Source organism: Desulfuromonas sp. TF (assembly GCF_000472285.1).
Lineage (GTDB): Bacteria > Desulfobacterota > Desulfuromonadia > Desulfuromonadales > ATBO01 > ATBO01.
The window spans coordinates 707,177-729,508 of record NZ_KI421421.1 but is presented as its reverse complement, the minus strand read 5'-3'; the positions used below and the strand labels follow the sequence as shown (position 1 = coordinate 729,508).

Below are 22,332 nucleotides of genomic sequence, written 5' to 3'. Positions count from 1 at the left end.
GCCTGGGAATCACTTTAGAGCAAGGAGTATGCAGGATGGATATGCCCTCGCGTCGACTCGCCGCCTTGTTTGTCATGGGAGTCGTGGCCCTGTACCCTCCTTTGCTGGGGGCCTTTAACCGGCCGGGTGCACTCCTGGGGATTCCGGTCCTTCCCCTTTACCTGTTTACGGCCTGGGGGGCGCTCGTGCTGGCCGGCTGGCTGCTGTCTCGCGGAGATGAACCATGAGCCAGCCCTTCTGGGTCGCATTCCTCGGGCTTGGCTACCTTCTCGGCCTGTTCGCCATCGCCTACGCCACGGACAAGGCGAGGGAAGAGGGGCGCAGCCCGGTCGACAACCCGTGGGTGTACAGTTTTTCCCTGGCCGTCTACTGTACCTCCTGGACTTTTTACGGCAGCGTGGGGCAGGCCGCCACCACCGGGCTGGGATTCCTTCCCATTTATCTGGGCCCAACCCTGGTCTTTCTTCTGGGGCCCTCCCTGCTCAAGCGCCTGGTCTCCTTCTGCCGGGCGGAAGGTGTCACCAGCCTGCCGGACCTCCTCGAAATCCTGTACGGCAAGGGCTGGGCACTGGGCGCCTTGGCCACCACCATGATGGTGATCGGCATCACTCCGTATATCGCCCTCCAACTCAAGGCCATCGGTCATACCTTCGACTTTCTTACAGGAAGAGCCGTGGTCTCGGGGATTCTGGATGATGCGTCCTTCTGGGCGGCCCTCGGCCTGTCCATTTTCGCCGGGCTCTTCGGGGCGAGGAGCCTGGTTGCCACCGAGCGGCACGAGGGAATGGTCGCTGCGATAGCATTCGAGAGCGCGGTGAAGCTGGTGGCCTTCCTGGTGCTCGGCTTCTATATTACCTTCGGCATCGGCGGCGGGCTGACCCAGGTTTTCGAAAGGGCCCAGGCCGACCCCGCCCTCTCTCGTCTCTTCCTGATGGGGGAGGTTTCCGGGACGTCCTTTTCCGCCTGGGTCTCTTTGAGCGTGCTCTCGGCGTCAGCCGTCATCCTTTTGCCCCGCCAGTTTCATATGCTGGCGGTCGAGAACGTTCGGGAGAGCCACCTGCGGACGGCATCGTGGGCATTTCCGGCCTACCTGCTCCTTATCAACCTTCTCGTCCTTCCCGTGGCCCTGGTCGGGCGCCTGTACGGGGGAGATCTGGACCCCGATTTCTACATGATTTCCCTGCCGCTGTTGCGGGGCCATACCGATCTGGCGTTTCTCGCCTTCCTGGGAGGATTCTCCGCCGCAACCGGCATGGTTATCGTTGCCTCGGTCGCTCTGTCGACAATGATACTTCACCATTTCGGGGTTGGACTCCTGGGGAAAATCTTCCCTGCCTTCCGCAATTTAGGGAAGTTGGATCTCGCCCGTCCTCTTTTGAACACCAAGCGGGCCGTCATCTTCGGCATCATTCTCCTGGGTTACGCCTTCAAGCGGTGGATGGGAGAGTCGCACACTCTGGTCGCCACAGGGTTATTGTCCTTCTCTGCCGTAATCCAGTTCGCGCCCGCCGTCCTTCTCGGCCTGTACTGGAAAGGTGGAACCCGGATCGGGGCCCTCGCCGGGCTGGTGGCCGGATTCGCTATATGGGCTTATACCTTGCTTCTGCCCAGTTTCGTCGATTCGGGATGGGCAAGCGCGTCGATCCTGACGGATGGCCCGTGGGGAATAGAACTGCTGAAGCCGCGGGAACTCTTCGGGCTGCAGGGTTTCGACAACTGGAGCCACGCCCTGATCTGGAGCATGGTATTCAATGTAGGGGCCTATTTCTTCTTCAGCTTCCTGACCGCAAAGCTTGCACAGGAGGCCTCGCGTTCCGAGTTGCCCGCGGCCTGGGCCACCAGGGCGGACATGGAAGGACTTCTGGCGCGCTTCGTGGGTGTCCGGACGGCCCGGGATGTGCTGGAGGCTCTTCCCGAGCGCGCCTCCCCCCAACTGCTCCTCGAAGCGACAGAGCGTTGTCTGGCCAGCGCCCTCGGTGCTCAGTCGGCTCGCATGATCATCAACGGCACTCTGGCCTGGCCCAGGGAACGCGCTGTGGAAATCCTGGACGTCTTCGGCGGCGTTTCCAAGACCCTGGCCGAGAGCCGGGATGCCCTGGAGCGACGACTTCGGGAGTTAGTGGTTCTCCACGAGGCCTCGCACGCCCTGTCTCGAAGCCTCGATATCGACACCCTGCTGCAGGAGGTGCTGCTCCTGATCAAGCGGGAGTTCGGCTTCGAGCACCTGGCGGTAAGGCTGCTGGATGAGGACGGAACTTTGAGGATCCGCAGCCACGTAGGCCTCATCTCGGGTTACGTGGCGGAGTCAGCGATGGTCCCCTCCAGGGAGACCTATTTCGGCATGTGTTTCCTGGATGCTCGACCGGTGGTGGTGGGGGACACCCGTGAGATCGACAAGCCCCTGCTCTTCTCCAAGCTGGTCAAGGATGTGCCGGTGAGCGCATTCATCCACGCACCGATGACCTATGAGGGGCGGGTGATCGGAGTGCTCACCGCCTATGCCACCCGCGGTCCCATGCACTTCACCGATGAGTTCATCGAGCTGTTTGCGGCTCTGGCCAATCAACTGGCGATGGCGGCAGTCAATGCCCAGCTCTACACCGAGGTTCAAGCCTACAGCCATGCAATGGAAGAAAAGGTGGCACGGCGCACGGCCGAACTCGAGAAGGCCAACGCCCGGCTCCGCGAACTGGACCGTCTCAAGAGCGATTTCCTCTCCACGGTGAGCCACGAACTGCGGACCCCGCTAACCTCGATCCGTTCCTTTTCCGAGATTCTGCTGCGCTACGATGTGGACGACGTGGAAAAACGCAGGAAGTTCGTGAGCGTCATCAATAACGAGGCGGAGCGGCTCACCCGAATGATCAATGACCTTCTCGATCTTTCAAAGATCGAAGCCGGCCGCCTGGACCTGCATCTAGAACCGATGGAACTTGAGCCGGTCTTCTCCAGGGCACTCGGCACCACTCACCCGCTCTTCGCCGAAAAGAACATCAGAGCGAGCGGCGAAGTCGCAGCCGGCCTCCCACCCGTTTATGCCGACGCGGATTGGCTCCACCAGGTGCTGACAAATCTCCTCTCCAACGCCGTGAAATTCTCCCCGGAGGGAGGGACGATCCGGCTGAGCGGCCGGCAACAGGATGATTTTGCCCTGATCAGCGTAGCGGATGAAGGTCCGGGGATTTCCACAGACCGACTGGAGCAGGTTTTCGAGCGCTTTCAGCAGGCACGGGACCCGCAGAAATCCCATCCGCTCGGCACCGGGCTGGGGCTGACGATCTCCCGGGAGATCGTCGAAAAGATGGGAGGGAAGATCTGGGTCGAAAGCGAGGTGGGAGGCGGCGCGGTGTTTTCCTTCACCATCCCCCTCGCCCGAGGGGCCGCATGACCGGTGACAGCAAAGTTGATAAACCGGGCAATTCTGCACGGCGGACAGCCGGTCGGGACCCGGATGGCGCCGTCGGCTCTTGCACCCCGCTTCTCTTCACTCTCTTTCGGGAGATTGAGACAGCCCCATCCATCGACGCCCTGCGGGGGCTCGGGGTCAGGATGCTCGATCTGGTAAGGATCGCCAGCCGCCCGGGCACCGACCTAAAAACCCTGGTGCCGAAAATCTCTCGACTTAACGACGCCATCACCTTACGCCTCATTGCCCTGCTGGAAAGCACCGAGGGTATTCGCCTCCCCGAGGGGGCCACCTTCCTCGCCCTCGGCAGTGAAGGGCGTGGCGATCAGGTCCTGCGCACCGACCAGGACAGCGCCATCGTCTTCGTCGACGACCTGCCGGAGGACAAACTCCCCGACATTGAGCGCTTCGCAACTCGGTTCGTCGATGCCCTCGAAGAAATCGGCGTCCCCCGCTGCCCCGGCAACATCATGGCCAGCAATCTCCAGTGGCGCCACAGCCTCTCCGAATGGAAGCGGCTTCTCGACCAATGGATCGCTGCCCCCACCCCAGAGAACACACTCAATTTCGGCATGTTTCAGGGCCTTCGCGCTCTCCACGGCGAAAAAGCCATGGAAAAACAATTACACGGCCACATCCTCGCCGCAGTCCGGCACTCCTCCTTATTTTTGACCTACATGGCGCTCCATGCCTTGCGCTTCCCGCCGCCACTCTCCATGTTCGGACGCATCAGAGTCGAGCGCAGAGGCGAACACGCGGGAAAAGTCGACCTCAAGAAAGCCGGTATCTTTGCCATTACCGTTGGCACGAGCGTCCTTGCCCTCGAAGCCGGCTTCATCGGCGGGAGCACCTGGGAAAAGCTGGAACTTCTTGGAAGGCTGGGAGTTCTAGCCCCTGACGACCTTGAAACGATAGAAAAAGCCTTCACCTTCCTGGTCCAATTTCGTCTGCAGTGGCAACTGCGAGAACTGGCCGCGAACGATAAACTCACAAACCATGTCGACCCGCTGGACATGACCGATGATGAGCGGCGCCAGTTCCGTCAAGCACTCAAAGGGGTCACTCCCTTCCTGCGGACCATGAACAACCGTTACCAACTCAACCTTATATCGACATAAGTCTTTCGTTCCGGTATTCCAGACACCTCGGAAAGAGGAGGTAAGCACATTGGCCGCCCTGAAGATGCTCAGGAGTGGTCAGCGGGATTCGACGGGAGAATCAGCAGGGGGTGGGAGGGCAGTTTCCCGCCGCAGATACTGAAGAATTTCCTTAAGGCTCTCGACGATGATCCGCTCGTCTTTGGGAAATTCGTTGGGGAGTAGCTCAAGGGTGAGGGTTTCGCCGTACCCGACGGCACTGAGGTGGTTCAGGAAACGTGTCAGGGGGAGACTGCCACGGCCAGGGAGGAGGTGCTGCCGGCCGTGGCTGTAATCGGAGAAGTGGATGTTCCTGACCCGGCCACTGCTGTAAAAAAGATAGAAGTCACTGATAAAACTGGTCTTCCCCGACCCCGCGTGGGTACAATCAAAAGTCTGGTAGAGGTTCCTCTCGGTGATGAATTGGACCATCTTCTCGCTTCGGGAAAGAATATTCTCGTTGATTTTGAGACTCCCCTCCCAGGGCATATTTTCCAGGGTAAGAAGCACCTCCCCTCCTCCTACCTCTTTCTGAAAGTCCTGGATTCGATACATCCAGCGCCAGAAACCAAATTCGAACTTGGCCCAGGAGGGAGGATGAAAATTGACCAACGGAATCCCGGCGTCGGCGGCCAGCTCCACGGACTTTTTGAGGGAGTCGACCGGGCTCCCCCAGCCGTCCAGGAACATGAATGGGGCATGGATGGAGAGGATAGGCAGGATTCTGGAAAGTTCTCCCACCAATTTCCGCGAATCGACATGCTCGAAATCCTGGTTGATGATCAGCTCCAGGCCGTCGAATCCAGCTTCTGCCGCCATCTCGAAGATCTTCGGGAGCGGAAAGATAAAGAGCGTACCGGTGGAAACGGAGAACAGCATTGTCCCACTCAATCCTGACCGGAAAAAATTGAATACACGACGATTTCCCCCGCATGCACGCTTTGGATGGCTGGATAAGGTCGAAAAGGGAATCAGCGGACGATGTAGACCGATTGACTGGCGTGCAAGGCGACCTTGGTCGAGACGCTTCCCATCAACGTCCGCTTGATACGCCCGGAACCGGAGGAGCCGATGACGATGACGTCGACCTCCTCGCTCTCGGCAAAGGCCATGATCTCCTCAGCGGCGTCACCGTAAACCACCACGCTCTCCAGCAGAACATCGGCCTCGGCGGCGGCCTTTTCAATCACGTAAAAGATCCGCTGGCGCTTCTCTTCCCAATCGGGTCGCTCGGTGGCCGGAGGAGAAGGAAAGAAATCGGTGAATGAAGGCGCCGGCATGCTGGGTAGAACCAGTACGGCAAACACCTTGCTTTTGAAACGCTTGCCGGAGGCGGCCGCCATTCGAACCGCCTCCTCGGCTGCCTTATCGGACTGGGGCGATCCATCGATGGCCACCAGTATCTTCTTACTGAATATCAGCATAAGACCTCATTCACCTGCAGGGCTGAATCAATCTAACGGAAACAAAAGGTACTGTCAACGGTCGGTTCGCAGCGGCATTTCTGAAAAAGCCTTTGATTTTTCGATGCCGATACGGCATCTTGGTTGAACACGTATTACGGGAGAGACGGCATGTTCGGCTTCGGCTATATGGAAATAGGCATCCTCGTCCTGATTCTGATTCTGATCTTCGGGACCCGGCGAGCCGGAAGGATACTTCGTCAGGGCTTCGATACTTACAGGCGGCTCGACAAGACCCGTCAGGACCTGAAGAAGTCCTTCAGCTTCACCAACCTGTTTCGGCGGGACGATAAATAGGCGCATCAATTGAAAAAGCCCCCGCCAGACAGCGGGGGCTTTTTCAATTGGAAACGACACATGCTACAGCAGCTTTTTCGTAGCCGCCAGAGCCGACTCATAATCCGGCTCATCGGTCACCTCGCGCACGATCTCCCGGTACGCCACTTTGCCGTCTTTACCGATGACGAATACCGAGCGGGCCAGCAGCTTCAGCTCCTTGATCAGAACGCCGTAGTTCAAACCGAACGAGCGGTCCTGATAGTCGGACAGAGTCTTTACCTTTTCTATTCCGGCATTGCCGCACCAGCGCTTCTGAGCGAAAGGAAGATCCATGCTGACGGTGTAAACGACGACTTCGTCCGGAAGGCGGGCCGTCTGTTCGTTGAATTTACGGGTCATGGTATCGCACACTCCCGTGTCGAGGGAGGGGACCACCGCGACGAGACTTATCTTCCCCTTGGAATCGGCCAGGCCGACGGGCTGCAGGTCGGTGTTCACCACCCGGAAATCGGGGGCCGAATCGCCCGGCTTTACGTCCGGGCCCAGAAGGGTCATGGGGTTTCCCTTGAAGGTGATTATGCCGGTTCTTTCTTCTGTCATGCACTATCCTCCTTGAGCAAAGATTGTCGGACCGGACATAAGTCTAGCCCGAGAGAGGGGCATGTCAAGGGAAACGGCAAAAAGAAGAGGGATAGGCACCGCAGCTCCGGCAGAACTTCAGGGCCCAAACTGCCCATCTGGGAAGCAGTTTAGATGGGGAGGGATAAAAAATTCAGGGCAGGATTGACGCAGGCTCTATCGACTTTAAGGAGTTCCTCTTGAAGGAAATACCGGATATAATCCTCCACGTAACAGACTGTCTCTGTTTCAGGTCGAGTAAAGCAAACGCCGACTCCCTGCAGATACTTGTTCTCCTCGTTGGGTTCGATAAGGTAAACGACGCGGCCTTCGATCTCCAACTCTTTATTCATTCCCAGAAGCGGGATGCCGATTCTGACCAGATCATTATTTTCAAGTTGGTGCCATCCGGTTTTAATAAACGCTCCACCGGTGCCAAGACTCATGATCTCGGCAACGTGGCAGCCTTCCCCATGACAATAGATTCCAGGAAGACTGGTCTTCAAACGCATATGCTCACGCCTGAAAACTGGTAGGTTCTCCTGAAAAAAGCGGAAAAGCATCGGAAGAACATAAGGGAGTTCAAAGTATTTACTGGGGAAATTTTGATAAATTTTCATATTTCCTGCTTCCGAAATTATGATCACCGGACGATTTTCGATACAGGACAGTAATCTCCCCGATTCAGTTAAAAGGATCAATGCTTCAGCCGATCGGCCGTCGAGAATAATCGCTTCGGACGATGTCTTCTCCGGGGCGGACATGAAATCGGACAGTTTTAAGAACATGCGGACCCGGAAACCAAGAGGCGGCAAAACGGCTTGGAGTTTAATCAAAGCCTCGTTTTCATCCACGATCGTGATCAGCGGCTTTTCCATGGAGGTCGTCCCATTGATAATTAGAACTATTTAAACATCGCCAGGGTGAGAGTCAAGGACAAATCACAATATTTCAAACCGAATACCGTCTTCGCGTTTCTGCAAACTGTTCATTTCCAATGATGAGCAAGGATTATAAGCCCGCTGGTCTGATTTTTCTTTCTCTATCCTGCTCGCTTATCCGCATACTCCGCAGCGCTGGCAGCCCTGCATGCAGCGGGGGGTGAGTTTCCCCTGCAATCCCCGCTGAAATTCCTGCCACAGGTACTCCCGGTCCACCCCGCTGTCCAGGATCTCCCAGGGAAAAACCTCGTCTTCTCCTCGTTCGCGGGTCACGTAAAACTCCGCATCCAGGCCGGTCTCGCGGCAAGCGGCTTTCAGATTTTTGCCCGAAGCAAGGTGCGGCAGCGCCCGCGCGGTCCGGCGATCCCCCCGGGAAAGAAAGGCCTGCACGGTGGCGGCGCGCGGAGATTCGAAGATCACCTCGGTGTTGGGGAGTCTCGCCACGGCGGAGCGCAGGACTTTCATTTTCCGTTCGAGACTTTTCCCTCCCTCCATGGGCGCCCACTGCAGGGGGGTCGAAGGCTTGGGAATAAAAGGGTTCACCGACAGCGTAATGCTCCCCAGCCGGCCCTGTTTTTTTCCTGCCTCCACCCAGATCTCACGAATGCGGCCGGTCAGCTCCAGCATCTCGGCGATGTCCTCTTCCTCCTCACCGGGCAGTCCGATCAGGAAATAGAGCTTCAGGTTGGGGATCCCGTTTTCCGCCAGCAGCCGCACGGCGCGGAGGATTTCATCTTCGGTGAGGTTCTTGTTGACCTGGTTCCGCATTCGCTGGCTTCCCGCCTCGGGCGCCAGCGCCACGGTGCGGTGGCCGGAGTCGCGCAGAGCCTCCACCTCCGGCAGGGTGAGGGAATCGATGCGCAGGCTGGCCACCGAGACCTTTCCCCCCCGCGCAAGGATTTCCCCTTCCAGTTCCCCGATGTGCGAATAATCGGAGATGGCTGCACCCACCAGACCCACTTTTTCACGGTGGCAAAGACCCTGGTCCACCTGATCGATCAGATGCTCCAGGTTTCGCTCCCGGGGCGGCAGGTAAAGGAAACCGGCGGCGCAGAAGCGGCATCCGCGGGAGCAGCCCCGGGAGATCTCCGTGAGGGCCATATCGGAGAACTCCGTCTCCTCCGTCAGGATGAAGGAACGGGTCTCGGCGCTGTTCAGATCAGCCAGCCACTGGCGGCGAACCCGCTCGGGAACCCCCGTCTCCGCCGTATATTTCCTGACGGTGCCGTCCTCGTTGTAATCGACCCGGTACAGAGAAGGGACGTACAGACCGGGGACGGCGGAAAGACGGCGGAGCAGATCCGTCCCGCCGGCTTTTTCCAGCGCCATGGCCTCAAAGAAGGCCGGAAGGAGGACCTCCCCCTCCCCTATGGCGAAGACGTCCATGATCGGCGCCAGCGGCTCGGGGTTGAGAAAAGCGCAGACTCCGCCGCACAGCAGGAGGGGGAAGCGGTCGGCGCGATCCTCGGCATAAAGAGGGAGGCGGCTCAACTCGAAAATGGTGGGCAGATGGATATAGTCGTTTTCGAAGGAAATCGAAAAGGCGATGACGTCGAAATCGGTCAGGTGACGCCCCGATTCTAGAGAGAAGAGAGGGTACCCGGTCTTTCGATGCTCCGCCAGATCCTCGGGATCGGGGAGGAAGAAGCGTTCGCACAGGGCATCCTCGCGGCTGTTGATGTGGTGGTAGATCGAGAGGAATCCCAGGTTGCTCATGGCCTGGTGATAGGTGTTGGGATAGAGCAGGGCCACGGACAGACGTCCGCCCCAGGGATTGGACCGGCAGCCGGTCTCGCCTTCCAGGCGACGGCGGGCCTTATCGATGAGCTTGCGGGACATGGATGTCGATCGCCTCGGGAAGTTGTCGCGCATTCAAATTCAGGAAGGCTCCCGTTCAAGCAGATCCCTGATCTGCTCCACCGAGAGAAACTTCCCGGAGGACTGCAGGGTTCCGTCGATCGCCAGCCCGGGAAGGGAGTGGACTCCGTAAACTGCCAGGACCTCGGGATCGTTGGTCCGCACGACCTCCATCTGTTCGCCGCTTTCAGCCACCGCCCGCAGGACGTTGTCATAGAGAATCCGGCATTTTTTGCACTCGTCGCCGAGAACCTCAATCTTCATGGTCGACCTCACGAAAGATTCCGTATTTTTTCCATTGTATCAGCACCAGGGGGTGTGATGCACGGGCAGTCATCAGAGCTCGGCACAATAATGGAGAACCTGGGCCACATCATAGGTCAGATCGATCACATGGACACATCCCTGCTCTCTGCCGAGGACGTTTGCAAGCTCCTTTTTAGTCATGCCTTTCAGATTGAGTCCCACGAGTTCCTCCATGAAAACAGCGGATTCCTTGCAGACTGCATCGGGGGCCCTGAGCAGGTTGCCTTCGGCCTTCTTCACTTCCATCTCCCGGTCAAGGGTCAGGGCGACCGATACCTGGTGAAAGGAATCGCTGAAGTTTCCGACCAGGAGGAAGGTGTCATTCCCTTGGGAGTAGAGGGTCTGGGTCTTGAAGCGGACAAACAGATTCCCTTCGCGCGTGGTTTCTCCTACATGTTCAAACCAGGTCTGGGTCAGGCGGTCCAGGTTGCTGTAATAGCGGCAGCTGCCTTTGTAAGACTCCTCCCAGCTCTGCTCATACTCCTCGGCCGAAGAGTAGCCGCGCTCTTTCCAGATAAAAGTCTCCGCCTGAATGATCCCCTTGACCGTCTCGGCAAACAGAGGCGCGAGCAGAGGATCGTCCGTGACCGCGGTCAGCTCCCGCAACGCCGGCCCCGCGTTGAAATACGCATCCTTTCCCGTCAGCATCGGAACGGGGTGAACTTTCCTTCCCTCGGGCACCGGCCTCTGTTCTTCCCATTCGGCGTCCCGGATGACAAAATCGGACACCCCGACCCGAAGGCGCGCAACGGATTCCCTGTCCGTATCCAGATAGCTGGTTTCACTTTCAAGCACGTCATCGTCGCCCCGGCGGACGGAGGTATGCCAGTTTCGCCTGAATAGACATTTCATAGTAGCTGCACCTCTTCGTTAAGGTCCGCTCGATCTTATTATGGTCTCCGTTTTATCTCGCAGTATGACGGCTTTGCAGGGACGGATCAAGGATTGAAATGAGGACGGGACGGAGTGGGCAGGGGTGCCAGCTGCCGGTCATGCAGCCTACTCAACAGCGCCAGCGCCAGGATCGCCCCGGCCAGGGCGAGGGCCATGTCGGACTGGGTGTCCCAGATATAGCCCTGCGTTCCCAGGAAGGCCTCCGCCCCCTCTCCTGACGCCAGTGCCACCCACCACTCGATAAGCTCATAGAAGGCGCTCAGGGCGAGGCAGATGCAGGCCACGAGAAAGTTCATCCATCTCCTACCCTTCACCACCTCCAGCCGCAGCAGAAGCTCCCTGGCGATCATGGCCGGAACGAATCCCTGGGCGAAATGCCCGAGCTTGTCGTAGTTGTTCCGCGCCCCGCCCGCCGCATCTCGCAGCCAGTCGAACAGCGGGACCTCGGCGTAGGTATAATGTCCGCCCACCATCAGGATCAGGCAGTGGATCAGGATCAGCAGGTAGGCCAGAGGGGTCAGACGAAAACGCCTCCAGGTCGCCGCCAGCACCGCCAGGCCGATCAGCGCCGGCAGGACCTCGAGGAACCAGGTGAACCGGTCCTTCGGCCCGATGGCGGACCAGAGGAGGACGGCGAAGTAGATCAGGAGCCACGGGAGGACCATGGATGGGAGACGTGATTGCATGGGCTTAATTCTATTGAGGATGATGTTCCCCGCCCCTTTGCTTGGGTTATCTGCCGCGAAATCCGGTCTTTGAGACCCTTCAGAATCTTGATCTCGAATTTATTGCTGGATTGCCTTGACCTCGAGAAATTCCTCGAGGCCGAACCGGCCCATCTCCCGGCCGTATCCCGACTGCTTGTAGCCGCCGAAGGGGGCCAGGAGGTTGAAGCGGCCGCCGTTGATGTCGATCTGACCCGCCCGCAACCTTCTGGCCACGTGCATGGCCCTCTCCTCGTCCCCTGACCAGACGGCCCCGGCCAGTCCGTAGGTGGTGTCGTTGGCGATGCGCACCGCCTCGTCCTCGTCCCGATAGGTGAGAATGACAAGGACCGGGCCGAAAATCTCCTCCCGGGCGATGGTCATCCCGGGAGCGACCCGGCCGAACACGGTGGGCCGCACATAGTAGCCCTTCTCCAGGCCCTCGGGGGGCTCGGGGCCGCCGAGGAGCAGCGCCGCCCCTTCCGCGGTCCCCTGGCGGATGTAGGTCCGTACCCGCTCCCGCTGCACCTCGGAGATCAGCGGCCCGAGGCGGGTCCGCTCGTCGCCGGGATCGCCCGGGGTGAAGGAGCTGGCCGTCTCCACCGCCAGCCGGGCCGCCTCCTCGTAGCGGCTTTCGGGGACCAGCATCCGGGTGTGGGCCGAGCAGGTCTGTCCGGAGTTGAGGAAGCAGGAGTTCACGGTCCCCTTGACCGCGGCCGCAAGGTCGGCGTCCTCCAGAATGACCGCGGCCGACTTCCCCCCCAGTTCCAGCGCCAGTCGCTTCACCGTAGGGGCCGCCAGTTCCGAGATTCTCCGGCCGGCCCGGGTCGAACCGGTGAATGAGATCATGTCCACTTCGGGATGGCGTGCCAGGGCCTCGCCCGCCACCGGGCCGGTGCCGGTGACCAGGTTGAAGACCCCGGGCGGCAGGCCGGCCCCGTCGACGATCTCGGCAAGGATAAAAGCCGTGAGAGGGGCCACCTCGCTCGGCTTGAGCACCACCGTGCAGCCGGCGGCCAGGGCCGGGGCCACCTTCGCCACCACCTGGTTGAGGGGATAGTTCCAGGGGGTGATGCACCCGACGACCCCGACGGGCTCGCGCACCACTAGGGAGTTGCCGACGCGCTCCTCGAAGGAGAAATCTTTGAGGAGACGGGCGTAGCTCTCCATGACCGCCGACGGCAGCCCCGCCTGGACCCGCCGGGAGAGTTTCAGGGGCATGCCCACCTCACCGGTGATGGTGACGGCAATCTCCTCTCCGCGCTCGGTCAGCCCCCGGTGCAGCCTTGTGAGGGCCGCCGCCCGCTCCTCGACCGGGGTGGCCTCCCACCCCTCGAAGGCGCTGCGCGCCGCAGCCACGGCGGCGTCCACATCCTCCGACGTGCCCGCGGGGATGCGCCCCATCACCTCCTCTGTCGACGCATTGACGACGTCGATGAAATCCTTCCCCGTGGATTCAACCCATTGGCCGTTAATGTACAACTTGTCGCGATTCTGCATCGGCACCTCCATGGCGATGAATATGTACTAAGCAGGGTCTGTGGAATGCTTTCGGTCCGATAGCGGACCAGATGAGGACGGCGGAGTAGACCAGAAGCCAGGGGATGGCCATGAGCGGAGTGGGTGACGGCATGGACGTTCGTATTCGACTCATTAATTCTACGACCTTCGCGTTGAGCGCCTGGAACAGCGACTGCGCACCAACGCCTAGGGTGATAACTGAGCAATCCTTATTTGACGTCAGCTCCTCTCTGAACGAGAAGCTCTCTCAACATTGACCGATGGCAACGGGACTCATCCTCGCAATAGCAGCCTATCGACATATTTGTCTGATGAGACAGGGCCGCCAGCAAATCCAGGTCCCTGCTCGTCCCCGGAGCCTTCAGCTCCGCCAGGAACTTCCTTTGGAATGCTTTCCATGACGTCTCATCACCGGCCGCCTGAGCTTCCTTCACCAAGGCCTCGCTGGGAGACAGATTCGGAAACCAGACGTCATAGATGTCCTTTGCGGAGTAGTCTTCCTTTCTCACTCCACGGGGAGGCCGTCTCACCGTTCCTATCCGCAGCCCTTCGCCTTCTTCCCTGGGAGCACCCAATCTCACGATCCTTATGGTCATTTTCTTCTCCGGTTTGGCGATTTGTTAACCAGTTTCCGGCACAGCGGTCACTCCTGCAGAAAGGGAAGTATATCCGTGTGATGGCCGATCATTTTCCATTTCCCATTCTCGTTACGAAAAAGATTTGTCGCGCGAATAGTAACTTTCTGAACCTTTCCATCTGCCGTCACGTTGTGACCTATCTCATAGTTGCTGACAATCGCAAGGTCACGCCCCACCGTGATCCGCATGTCCTTTGGCTCTACCTTGCCACCAAGTTTCAAGTCTGCTTGTGTCTCCCAGTCGGCCAATACGTCCTTCCAGCCGAGACGAAAGCCACCTCCAGGGCCCATATAAGTCACATCATCCTTATGCGACCATACCTCTTTCATTGGCAGCAATTCACCGGTAAACATCACATTGAGAGCAGAGTAGAATTGCTCTGCCGCTGCACGCACTCCTTCTATGTCCTTTTCCGCGGCAAACGCCGGACTCTCGGAAATTACACCGACAACTGAAAACACAACAATCGTGACAAAGATAAGCTGTTTCTTCATCGTTGACTCTCCCTGCTGGGTTCAGGTCGCCACCTTACTCTTAGAGGATATAACAGGGGGTGCCATTTACCAGGCTTCCGCCCCTGTTAACTGAAGCCTCTTAACCCCATTATCATCGCAGAACTTGGCGGATACACTGTTGCCCATCATGGACCGCTTCCCCCAGATCGACGGTATCTCTACGGGTACGGAAGTTGAGAGGTCGACAGAAAGTGCACCTAACTGCAGGGCGAGGAAGTCTCTCGCACCCCGACCTTTTGACTGGGCCGACATAAGGGCACGCGCGTGATTCCAGGCGGCGGGAGGACTCGAAAGAGCCCCGCACAAAAGAGCCTCGATAAGTGTTTGGTGCAGAATTCGTCTGCAACCAGGAAAAAATCCCAAGTCGGAATCGGCAGGTCTTTCGAGGATTCAGTCGCTTGTCAAAGAGCGGAAGGAGTTATTCTTTCTCGTGCGCGGTGGAGTCTACCCCTTGATAAGTGTTAGGCGTTTTTCTTATTAAAGTTGGCACTCTGCGACACCGACAATAGAAGTATTTTCGCCGATGGACATAACCATGTTCCATTTATATAGTTTTGTTAAACTACCATTTTGAGAATTTTCGATGTCTGCCAAATAATATAATTTCCCGGATATTTTTTGGGTAATGCAGTATCCGTTTTCTGTTGGGTGAAAATCGACGTCTAGGCTACCGCCAATAACCCGAGTATTCTCCCATTTTTCAGTTATACAAATAGCAATGTCTTTTGGTTCTTTATTGCTTGTATAAACAGAAACTGGTGCGTCAAGTCTCATCGCCTTGGGTGTCGGTGAGCATGCGGACATTATGATAATTGACACTGTTAAAATTAAGAACTTTGCCATGTCATAATTCCCTTTCGACTGAGTCGTTAATGATGACCGTATTATCTTTTCGACGCCTAACGGTTCGCGATAAGCGGTGGCGACGCGAAAGTTCGGCCTACTACCGCAATTTGATTTTGCTTTTCGAGAAGCACCCAGCTATTTTCCATCCGCTTGATTTGCTTGTTAGCAAGGCCTCTTATTTTTCAATTTCTTTTGGTCCGTAGAAATAACTTGTCTTGTGTTCTTTCTTTGAAACGTAGTCGATATTTGGTTCATTCGAATAATCGAAATGAATCGGTATGCTGTAAAATTCCAACCCTTCAGGCATGCGATAGACTAAATTCATCTCAATGCCTTTTGGCAGTTGAATGGCATTGCCGTTCTGTTCGACGCGGACACCTTCTTCAAGGATTACCGTTTCATTCATGTAGGGAAGGGAAGTTATGTCTACGTCTTTTATCGCCAAAAGTTTGAAGACGACAAAGGCCCCCAGTAAGAACCCGCAGGTGAATATTGATATGAATTTTATTGCTTTCATAATTCGACTTGCTAACGGTGGAGATAAGCGGCGGCGACGCGACCTTACGAACACCACCGAACTATTCAAAATTATTGCTCATGCCCCAACCGTCCGCTTGATTACATGGTTAGGTAATGATTATATTTCTGCTATATAAACCTTGGAATATATATAAAAATCAATGCGAAGATAATTATAACTATGAGAAAAATGCCTTTCTTACATTTTTTTCTTTGGTTTTCTGTCAAAATTGGCATGTCAAAACTTGTTCCCGTTATTTTTGTTATGACATGGCAAAATTTTATTTCATAAAATTCGTGGAAAAATACCTGCAAAATTAGCGTTACAAATACTATAAAGATGATGGATGAAACTCCCAACGCTGCAATGACCCAAAATGCCATTGTTCCAAATTTCAAGTAAAGCAGGAATAGTACAATATTGATAATGATGATTGTAGTTGGCTTATTATTCAATGTAATTACCTAACGATAAAGCTCAGCCGTCGCAAAAGCGCGCAGCGGTTTTGCGGTCGGATGGAGCGACTTGTTAAACGGAACGTTCCTTCTGAAGGGCCGTGACCAATTCCTTAGCCTCATCTCTATAGTCACGCACCTTCTGAATATTTTGAGGGATTAACTCATTTATTCCGACCAGCTCCTGGTCTTCAGCTTGCATTGCATTGACCGCCTGCTCGAGAGCCTGCTTATGAGTGACCCCTTCCTGCCGCAGCTTGATATCGCGAATGATCTCATTCAGCTTTTGCTGGATCACGTACTTACGACTTTGCTGATTTTCAAGAAGATTTATGTGATCTGAGCTTCGGTGGTAATACTTGAAAACCCGCTGCCGAAGATCCTCGGCTTTGACTAAAACCAACCAGTCGCGGTTCTTGAGATAGATCTGCCGCGATTCGCGTAATTCGTTTAGGGTAGTGAACCAAATGGTCCCACTTTTCTCCCATTCATCGATTAGGCGCTCGTACAAACTTACCGACGATTTGAGGTCGTCGACTATGCCGGTGACTAGCAGCGATTTGGTTAGTTTGAGCCGCGACGCCTCAAGCCGCCACTGTAGGAACCAACCCGTCCCTGCAGCTAAAAATCCGCCTACGACCGCAGCTAGGAGCTGTGACATTTTCCCTCCGTTTAACGGATTTGCATCAGCGGCGGCTAGCGACCCTTCAGTCATGTAGAAATTTTTCGAGGACCACTGCTGTCACGCCGCCCGCTGCATGCGAGGGTTAGCTGCGCTTGGTCAATAGATCACATACTGCAAACCAGGTGCTGTCGTTTTGGTTGACGGCCCTTTTCTTCTGACGCGGTCGATCTGCGTAAGGACATACTCGTGCAGAATCTTTGAATCAACTTCCGAGAGGTCAGCTGCCGCTTCATAGGAGACAATTGCCTCTTGGGTTTGTCCAAGCTTCTCACACGAAATGGCATACTTGAAGCGTGCTACGAAGTGGTTCGGGGCTTTCTCTGTGATCTCATTTAGCTTCAAATTAGCTGTTTTTGGATCCCCAAGTTTGTATTCATTTTTAACCTCCTTGAAGTCTGCCCTTAAGGCTGGGTCCCTTTCGGCGGATCTTTCAAGGTATGAATACTCGAATGCCCCCCTGCGGCCCCCAAAGAAGTAGGACAAAACGAAGAACTGGTAAATGAGAGCAAATACGAAGGGGAATGTGATAGGCGGGAGTAGAAAAAATAAAAACCGATCGAACATCATACCCATCACAAAGCCAGTACCGAAGGCCATTGCTGAGTTTATGATCCAGAACCGCAAGTAATGGGAAATGGGTATTTTCATCTTCCCTCAGCAGCTAACTATTGTTTATATGGTTTCCAGATAGATCCGAAATTCAATTTTCCTTCCGGATAAAATTCATTCAGAAAATTAAAAATATATCGATTTTCGGCTATTTACAAGTGGACCGGAATTTTATCCGGTTTCCAAATAAATCTCGTTACGTTGCTCTATAGAGAGTCGATCGGGCTGGGCACTCCCTGTCCTCCCCGATTGAGCACATGAGTGTAAATCATAGTTGTTCGAACATCCTTGTGTCCAAGCAGTTCCTGAACAGTTCGGATATCATGCCCATTTTCCAGCAGATGTGTAGCAAATGAATGCCGCAGTGTATGGCAACTGGCTCTCTTGACGAGGCCCGCTTGGTTTACCGCCCTTTTGAATGCCTTCTGCAAAATGGATTCATCAGCATGGTGTCGGCCCTCTTCTCCAGTTTTCAGGTTTTTCCATCGATTTTCCTGAGGGAATACCCACTGCCAGCGCCACTCTGTAGAGGCATTAGGGTATTTTCGCCCTAACGCCTCGGGCATGCTTGCCTGTCCCCAGCCATGGGATAAATCCTGTTCATGCGTTTTTTTCACCTTGAGAAGGTGAGCCTGAACCGGTGCCGATAAAGTTTGGGGCAACATCGTCCGTCGGTCCTTGCCACCTTTACCATCCCGGATGGTGATCTCGCTCTGTCGAAAATCGATATCCTGCACTCTCAACCGCAGGCACTCCATCAATCGCAATCCGGTCCCGTACATCAAACTGGCCATGAGCCACTTGTCACCCGCTAGATGTCCGAGGACGACTTTAATCTCTTCACGTGTCAAAACGACTGGCAACCGCTTCGGCTTTCTAGCGCGAACGACATCTCCAAACTCTCCGACTTCCCTGCCGATAACGTATTTGTAAAGGTACAGCAAAGCGCATAGCGCTTGGTTCTGGGTCGAGGCGCTGACTTGTCCCTTTACCGCCAGGTGGGTCAGAAACGCGTTGATCTCCGGCTCCGCCATTTCCTTCGGGTGACGCACGCCATGGAAGTAAATGAACCGCTTGACCCAGTGGGAGTAGGCCTCCTCGGTCCTGCGGCTGTAGTGTCGGGTGCGCAACGACTCCCTCAGGCGGTCGAGCAGCTTTGGGCCGCCGGCCCCCTGAACCGGAGTTTTACGACCCTCCTCTCTATTGCCATGCTTGACCAATTCGTCCATCCCCCCTCCAAAAACAAAAAGCCACCCACCGGCTCAAGGCCGGTTCGGCGGCTTAACTCAATTTCTTTCTTTTCCACCCTCCATCGGGTCCCTCCCGAGAAGTCAATGCATCAAAGCAAGTTCGCTCATTGAAAACCTTTTACCTCCTTTTGTCAAGCTCCGTTCCCGCCGGCGGTCCCAAAAGAAAAGGGGACCGCACCAGGCGGTCCCCCGTTGACGAGGGAGTCGACGTCACATAACAGACAGATAGACAGATCCCCCGGTTGCCGGGCGGAGAACCGGCGGGGGTCTGACAGCAGTGAATCAGGAGACGGAGGAGCGCCCGGGCACGGGGCCCGATGCGCAGCCTCAGTCGACGCGCTTGCGCAGGAAGGTGGGGATGTCGAACTCCTCATCCTCGCGCATGGTGGAGCGCAGGGCGCGGGGGTTTTCCTTCTGCCGGTCGCGGATGAAGGTGGGCAGATCGCGGTCGACCTTCCCCATCGTCGTGGCGGCCCGGCTCTTGAGCTCTTCGGCGTGCCGGCGTCCCTTTTCAAAGGAGGCGCCGAAGCCGGTGGCGATGGCGGTGATCTTGATCTGATCCCCCAGATCCTCGTTGATCACCAGGCCGATGATGATGTTGGCGTCTTCGTGCACCTTCTCGTGGATGATGCGGGAAGCCTCGTCGAACTCCTCCATGGTCATGTTGGAGGAGCCGGAGATGTTGACCAGCACCCCCTTGGCCCCGGAGATGTCTATGTCCTCCAGAAGGGGGCTGCTGATGGCCTTCTGGGCCGCCTCGGCCGCCCGTCTTTCCCCTTCGGCGATGCCGATCCCCATCATCGCCATGCCGCGCTCGCTCATAATCGCCTTGACGTCGGCAAAGTCGACGTTGATCAGGCCGCTGGTGGTGATGAGATCGGAGATCCCCTGCACCGCCTGGCGCAGCACGTCGTCCGACGGCTTGAAGGCATCGAGGATGCTCATGTTCTTGCCGGCCAGACCGAGGAGCCGGTCGTTGGGGATGACGATGAGCGAGTCGACCACCCCTTTGAGGCACTCCACCCCCTCGTCGGCCTTCTTCTGGCGCTGTTTTCCTTCGCGGGAGAAGGGTTTGGTCACCACTCCCACGGTCAGGGCTCCAAGCTCCTTGGCCACCTCGGCGATGACCGGAGCGGCCCCGGTTCCGGTTCCGCCTCCCAGGCCGACGGCGATGAACACCATGTCGGCGCCCTGGAGGATCTCGGCGATGCGGGCCTTGTCCTCCATGGCGGCCTCGCGCCCGACCTCGGGATTGGCTCCGGCTCCGAGCCCCTTGGTCAGCTTGCTGCCGAGCTGGATCTTCATCGGCGCCCGGCTGTTCTTGAGCGCCTGCGCATCGGTGTTGGCGGCGATGAACTCCACCCCCTCCACCTGCGACAGGATCATGGTGTTGACCGCGTTGCCTCCTCCGCCGCCGGCGCCGATGACCTTGATCTTGGCCGTCTGATCGATGCTCTCATCAAATTCGAACATGACTCCCTCCCTTCTCCTGTGTGGCCGGAGTGTCTCCGCATCCCCGACCGTTTGTTGAACATCCGATTATATCAATTAGAAAAACTCGCCGAACCATTCCTTCATCCGGCGGACCACCTTGTCGAAAACATTCGTCTGGCCGATGACGAAATTGCGGGACTGCAGGTTCCGGCTGCCGTATTTGACCAGTCCGACGCCCGTGGCGTAGACGGGGGAGTTGACCACGTCGGTCAGCCCGCCGATGTCCTGGGGGACCCCCCGGCGCACCGGAAGATTGAAGATCTGCTCCGCCAGCTCCGGCATCCCGGGCAGGATGCAGGTCCCGCCGGTGATCACCACTCCCGAGGCGATCAGATCCTCGAAACCGCTCTTGACGATCTCCCGGTTCACCAGGGTGAAGATCTCCTCGACCCTGGGCTCCAGGATCTCGGCCAGGAGCTGGCGTGAGAGCACCCGCGGCTCGCGCCCGCCCACCGAGGGGACCTCGATGGTTTCGTCCTTGCCGACCATGGAGGTCAGGCAGCAGCCGAAGCGCTGCTTGATCTTTTCCGCATCGGCCATGGGGGTGCGAAGCCCCACGGCGATGTCGTTGGTCAGATGGTTTCCGCCCAGCGAGAGCACCGAGGTGTGCTTGATGGCGCCGTCGACGAAGATGGCGATGTCGGTGGTGCCGCCGCCGATGTCGATAAGGGCCACCCCTAGTTCCTTCTCGTCTGGGGAGAGGACCGCCTCGGAGGAGGCGAGCTGCTCGAGAACGATATCGGCCACATCAACGCCGCCCCGGTTGCAGCTCTTGATGATGTTCTGGGCGCTGGCCACGGCCCCGGTGACGATGTGCACCTTGGCCTCGAGGCGGACGCCGCTCATCCCGAGAGGCTCCTTGATGCCGTCCTGGTCGTCGATGATGAATTCCTGGGGGAGGATGTGGATCACTTCCCGGTCCATGGGAATGGCGATGGCCTTGGCCGCATCGATCACCCGGCGGATGTCGTCGTTGTTGACCTCCCGGTTCTTGATCGCGATGACCCCCTGGGAATTGAAACCCTTTATGTGGCCTCCGGCGATTCCGGCGAAGACCGACTTGATCTCGCAGCCGGCCATGAGCTCCGCCTCCTGCAGCGCCTTGCGGATCGCCTCGACGGTGCTCTCGATATTGATCACCACCCCTTTTCGCAGCCCTTTGGAAGGACTGGTGCCGATCCCGACAATGTCCAGACCTTCATCGGTAAGGCTCCCGACTATGGCGCAGATCTTGGTGGTGCCGATATCCAGTCCCACGACCAGGTTTTCTTTTCTGTTGCTCATCGTTCTCCCTTTCCCCCTTGAATGCTATCCCTTTTCATTCGGCCCCCTGGCTTCAAGCTTGACGATCACCCGATCGGCGACATTCAGGTCAATGTGCTTGAGGGTCGAGAGTCTCGGTTCCAGGTCCCGGTAAATGCTCTCCAGGCGATCCAGCTTACCGGTAAAATTACCCCACCCCATCCGGACGGGGACTCCGCCGTAATAGGTATAAACAATGAATCCTTCCGTCTGATCGATATGCAGCTCGGAAACATCATCCAGATTGAACCGTTTTCTGTCGGCAAGGTCCTCCAGCAGGACCATGGCCTCCTTCAGGTGGCGGCGGGCCGTTGCCGGATTATCCAGAACGTCGCTCCGGTCCAGACCGGTTACCAGCGGATAATCGAGTCGGTCCTCGGGATCCAGGAGCTTGAAAATTTCCCCCGATTCGTCGGCATAATAGAGATATCCCAGAGACACCACTGCCCGCGGCACCCTTTCGGTCACCTGGATGCTCACCTCCCGGGGGAAAATCCTCTGAACGGAGGCGGTTGAGATCCAGGGGTTCTCTTCGATCTTCCGGCCGATCATCTCCAGATCGAGATTGAAGATGTTCATCCCGGGCTGGATATCGGAGAGGGAAAGAATCTCTTCCCGGCTGACCCTCTGAAGGTCCGCCACCCGGACGCTGTCGATGCGGAAGAAGTCCGAATCGGAAAGCAGGCGGCCCACCAGCACGGTTGCGCTGGCCACGAGGGCGACGCTGCCGGCGAAGATCGAGATGCGCAGAAACCGGTGGAAAAACTTCTTCCAGTCCCGCGCCTCTTTCTTGCGCTTGCGCCGGTTTCCCTTGGTCCGGGTCGGTTTCTGGGATTTCAAATCCCTCACTCTGGAACCTCGAATTTTGTTTTAAGATCTTGATGAATTGTAAA

At 56.9% G+C, this 22,332-nt stretch carries 23 protein-coding genes; 4 read left to right on the top strand and 19 right to left on the bottom strand.

Features of this window, described 5'->3' with window-relative positions; genetic code table 11:
- The first annotated feature begins 35 nt into the window (after window positions 1–35).
- Genes DTF_RS0114840 through DTF_RS23745 form a run of 3 tightly spaced genes read left to right on the top strand, consistent with a single transcriptional unit; the run spans window position 36 to window position 4,524 of the window.
- Window positions 36–227, top strand: coding sequence for a hypothetical protein (locus DTF_RS0114840; protein ID WP_035057143.1), 192 nt, complete (start codon window positions 36–38; stop codon window positions 225–227).
- Window positions 224–3,388, top strand: a complete 3,165-nt coding sequence (locus DTF_RS23750) for an ATP-binding protein (protein WP_051361332.1) — start codon at window positions 224–226, stop codon at window positions 3,386–3,388. The genes DTF_RS0114840 and DTF_RS23750 overlap by 4 nt, the downstream gene beginning before the upstream one ends.
- Complete coding sequence (locus DTF_RS23745; RefSeq protein WP_051361331.1) at window positions 3,385–4,524, top strand: putative nucleotidyltransferase substrate binding domain-containing protein; 1,140 nt, start codon at window positions 3,385–3,387, stop codon at window positions 4,522–4,524. The genes DTF_RS23750 and DTF_RS23745 overlap by 4 nt, the downstream gene beginning before the upstream one ends.
- Before the next feature lie 78 nt (window positions 4,525–4,602).
- Here the strand turns inward: DTF_RS23745 and DTF_RS0114825 are convergent, their stop codons facing one another.
- A complete protein-coding gene (locus DTF_RS0114825) occupies window positions 4,603–5,421 on the bottom strand; it encodes a sugar phosphate isomerase/epimerase (protein ID WP_027715955.1) in 819 nt (272 codons plus the stop codon).
- A 92-nt stretch (window positions 5,422–5,513) separates the two neighbouring features.
- Window positions 5,514–5,966, bottom strand: a complete 453-nt coding sequence (locus DTF_RS0114820) for a universal stress protein (RefSeq protein WP_027715954.1) — start codon at window positions 5,964–5,966, stop codon at window positions 5,514–5,516.
- Between the two features lie 150 nt (window positions 5,967–6,116).
- Between DTF_RS0114820 and DTF_RS0114815 the strand changes: the two genes are divergently transcribed.
- Window positions 6,117–6,302, top strand: a complete 186-nt coding sequence (locus DTF_RS0114815; RefSeq protein ID WP_027715953.1) for a hypothetical protein — start codon at window positions 6,117–6,119, stop codon at window positions 6,300–6,302.
- A 63-nt stretch (window positions 6,303–6,365) separates the two neighbouring features.
- Here the strand turns inward: DTF_RS0114815 and tpx are convergent, their stop codons facing one another.
- The 17 genes from tpx to DTF_RS0114725 form a co-directional block, all read right to left on the bottom strand.
- Window positions 6,366–6,884 (bottom strand): thiol peroxidase, encoded by a 519-nt coding sequence (tpx, locus tag DTF_RS0114810; RefSeq protein ID WP_027715952.1) that lies wholly within the window; start codon window positions 6,882–6,884, stop codon window positions 6,366–6,368.
- A gap of 149 nt (window positions 6,885–7,033) precedes the next feature.
- A complete protein-coding gene (locus DTF_RS0114805) occupies window positions 7,034–7,780 on the bottom strand; it encodes a PilZ domain-containing protein (RefSeq protein WP_027715951.1) in 747 nt (248 codons plus the stop codon).
- Between the two features lie 177 nt (window positions 7,781–7,957).
- The gene (locus DTF_RS0114800) at window positions 7,958–9,682 is read right to left on the bottom strand and encodes a radical SAM protein (RefSeq protein ID WP_027715950.1); all 1,725 of its coding nucleotides are present in this window, start codon (window positions 9,680–9,682) and stop codon (window positions 7,958–7,960) included.
- Between the two features lie 39 nt (window positions 9,683–9,721).
- Window positions 9,722–9,964 (bottom strand): thioredoxin family protein, encoded by a 243-nt coding sequence (locus DTF_RS0114795; protein WP_027715949.1) that lies wholly within the window; start codon window positions 9,962–9,964, stop codon window positions 9,722–9,724.
- A gap of 72 nt (window positions 9,965–10,036) precedes the next feature.
- Window positions 10,037–10,858, bottom strand: a complete 822-nt coding sequence (locus tag DTF_RS0114790; RefSeq protein ID WP_027715948.1) for a DUF2889 domain-containing protein — start codon at window positions 10,856–10,858, stop codon at window positions 10,037–10,039.
- Window positions 10,859–10,944: 86 nt separating this feature from the next.
- Window positions 10,945–11,586 carry a DUF2238 domain-containing protein gene (locus DTF_RS0114785; protein ID WP_027715947.1) on the bottom strand — a complete coding sequence of 214 codons (642 nt, stop codon included), beginning with the start codon at window positions 11,584–11,586 and terminating at the stop codon, window positions 10,945–10,947.
- Window positions 11,587–11,685: 99 nt separating this feature from the next.
- Complete coding sequence (locus DTF_RS0114780) at window positions 11,686–13,104, bottom strand: aldehyde dehydrogenase family protein (protein ID WP_027715946.1); 1,419 nt, start codon at window positions 13,102–13,104, stop codon at window positions 11,686–11,688.
- Between the two features lie 230 nt (window positions 13,105–13,334).
- A complete protein-coding gene (locus DTF_RS0114775; protein ID WP_027715945.1) occupies window positions 13,335–13,721 on the bottom strand; it encodes a DUF488 domain-containing protein in 387 nt (128 codons plus the stop codon).
- 47 nt (window positions 13,722–13,768) lie between these two features.
- Window positions 13,769–14,257, bottom strand: a complete 489-nt coding sequence (locus DTF_RS0114770) for a nuclear transport factor 2 family protein (protein ID WP_027715944.1) — start codon at window positions 14,255–14,257, stop codon at window positions 13,769–13,771.
- Between the two features lie 498 nt (window positions 14,258–14,755).
- On the bottom strand, window positions 14,756–15,121 hold the full coding sequence (locus tag DTF_RS26650) for a hypothetical protein (RefSeq protein ID WP_155890832.1): 366 nt from the start codon (window positions 15,119–15,121) through the stop codon (window positions 14,756–14,758).
- Between the two features lie 178 nt (window positions 15,122–15,299).
- Entirely contained in the window at window positions 15,300–15,641 is a 342-nt protein-coding gene (locus DTF_RS0114760) for a hypothetical protein (RefSeq protein WP_027715942.1), read from the bottom strand.
- Between the two features lie 531 nt (window positions 15,642–16,172).
- Complete coding sequence (locus DTF_RS0114750; RefSeq protein WP_027715940.1) at window positions 16,173–16,760, bottom strand: hypothetical protein; 588 nt, start codon at window positions 16,758–16,760, stop codon at window positions 16,173–16,175.
- Between the two features lie 120 nt (window positions 16,761–16,880).
- On the bottom strand, window positions 16,881–17,432 hold the full coding sequence (locus DTF_RS0114745) for a hypothetical protein (RefSeq protein ID WP_027715939.1): 552 nt from the start codon (window positions 17,430–17,432) through the stop codon (window positions 16,881–16,883).
- 167 nt (window positions 17,433–17,599) lie between these two features.
- Window positions 17,600–18,622 carry an integron integrase gene (locus DTF_RS0114740; RefSeq protein ID WP_081702989.1) on the bottom strand — a complete coding sequence of 341 codons (1,023 nt, stop codon included), beginning with the start codon at window positions 18,620–18,622 and terminating at the stop codon, window positions 17,600–17,602.
- Between the two features lie 348 nt (window positions 18,623–18,970).
- Window positions 18,971–20,116: a cell division protein FtsZ gene (ftsZ, locus tag DTF_RS0114735; protein WP_027715937.1), complete on the bottom strand. Its 1,146-nt coding sequence runs from the start codon at window positions 20,114–20,116 to the stop codon at window positions 18,971–18,973.
- 75 nt (window positions 20,117–20,191) lie between these two features.
- Window positions 20,192–21,421, bottom strand: a complete 1,230-nt coding sequence (gene ftsA / locus DTF_RS0114730) for a cell division protein FtsA (protein WP_027715936.1) — start codon at window positions 21,419–21,421, stop codon at window positions 20,192–20,194.
- A gap of 24 nt (window positions 21,422–21,445) precedes the next feature.
- Window positions 21,446–22,279, bottom strand: a complete 834-nt coding sequence (locus DTF_RS0114725) for a cell division protein FtsQ/DivIB (RefSeq protein ID WP_051361330.1) — start codon at window positions 22,277–22,279, stop codon at window positions 21,446–21,448.
- Window positions 22,280–22,332: the final 53 nt, after the last annotated feature.